The organism is Lentilactobacillus hilgardii DSM 20176 = ATCC 8290 (assembly GCF_000159315.1).
Classification (GTDB): Bacteria; Bacillota; Bacilli; order Lactobacillales; family Lactobacillaceae; genus Lentilactobacillus; species Lentilactobacillus hilgardii.
Genome location: NZ_GG670005.1, coordinates 1 through 1,594 on the forward strand (window position 1 = coordinate 1; position 1,594 = coordinate 1,594).

Here is a 1,594-nt window from a genome sequence, read left to right on the forward strand (position 1 = left end):
GATACGTAAAATATTGATAGTTCTAATTGTGAGGAGAGTATACTTCCCCCAGCCCAGTGAAGTACAAAAATTCACTGGTTAGAAACTTGCAATGTTAGCGATGTTCGTCGCGCTAGACCAATTTAGGAGGCGTGTACAGTTTATGTTCAGTTAGTAGATTAATAATTAACCGAACCAGCTTCCTAGCGGTCAACACACAAGCTCGACGATGTTGATACTTTGGTACCTCCCGGAACTTCTTCTGGTAGTACCTGGCATAAGTGGGATCATAGCGCCTTACTGAGTTGGCAGCTTCAACTAAGTAATAACGTAGGTATTGGTTACCACTTTTGGTTCGCGGTGTTAATTGTCGCTCATGATTTCCTGATTGACTGCGTTGCCATGATAAGCCAGCGTAGCCGGCGAGACTAGCATCATTGGGGAAACGGTCAATTTGGCCGATTTCAGCCAGTAATCCGGCCGCATACACTGGTCCAATTCCCGGAATACTTTGGAGTGAGTCTGCACCTGAAATGACCGAGCACAGATCAGAAATGCTTTTATTTAACAGCTTTAGCTGTTGATTAAGCATCCGCAACTGATTAGCGTACATGGCCAATACTTGATCAACGGAATCGGCAACCGTCTTGCTAAGCCGATAAGAACTTCTAATGGCTTTCTTCAGTGCTTTGGCAACACTTTTGGCATCGCCAAACCGGCCATGAGATAAATGATTTAGCTCATCAGTTAAGGCTGACAAGGGTATCTGAACCAGGTCATCTAGGGAATACTTCTCATCACTCAGAATGCTAAGCATGGTTGACCCAAAGACTGAGGTAGGCAAGACCGTATCGATGGTGTTCACCTTGTAGTACAGGTTATTTAAAAAGTGATTTTTACAATCATTGATCTGATGGACTAAGTGGTATCGTTCCCGGGTCAAGCGTTGTAAAGCGATGTGCTTTTCATCGCGGGTAACCGGAACTTGATACCGGCCGATCCGTAAGAAATCGGCAATGTGAAAGGCATCAACGGTATCGGTCTTATCATCATCAAATAACTTACTGTAACGGTACGTCACTTTAGGATTCAAAGTGACCACAGTCACGTTTAACTGATTAAGGCGATCATCTTGTTCAAAGAACAAGGTTGGGTGGAAATTATAAACTGAGGTTGCTTCCATGCCGATAATAATTTGGTCAGCTTGCTGAGACCGCTTTAAAATCTCATCACGAATATGACCGGCCCCCTTCGGGGTGTTTGTTACTTCACCTTGGAAACACACTTGCTTATTTGAATCCATTCCACAATAATCAAGCTTCAATTTTGAAACATCAATACCAACATTCAAGTTCATTGATTCAGACCTCCTTTCCGTTCTTATTTTGGATAGGCTTGGGTGCTGTGTGATACTCCCTAATTATGAATCTTCAGAACATCCTCGCAATTTATGAGTAGACAAGTCATCCAATGACTAGCTGCTTGATAGAACGCGAGCTATCAAAATCATCAGCTAACACTACAGCTTGTGGTTTGAACTTAAACAATTCATCTGGGCGGCATTCTTAAAATGTAGATAAACTACAGGAGGCGAAAGCCTATACCAGTTGGATCC

At 43.0% G+C, this 1,594-nt stretch carries 1 protein-coding gene; it reads right to left on the reverse strand.

What is annotated here, in order from left to right:
* Positions 1–112 precede the first annotated feature (112 nt).
* Positions 113–1,336 carry an IS110 family RNA-guided transposase gene (locus HMPREF0519_RS12610; RefSeq protein WP_003636804.1) on the reverse strand — a complete coding sequence of 408 codons (1,224 nt, stop codon included), beginning with the start codon at positions 1,334–1,336 and terminating at the stop codon, positions 113–115.
* Between the last annotated feature and the right edge of the window lie 258 nt (positions 1,337–1,594).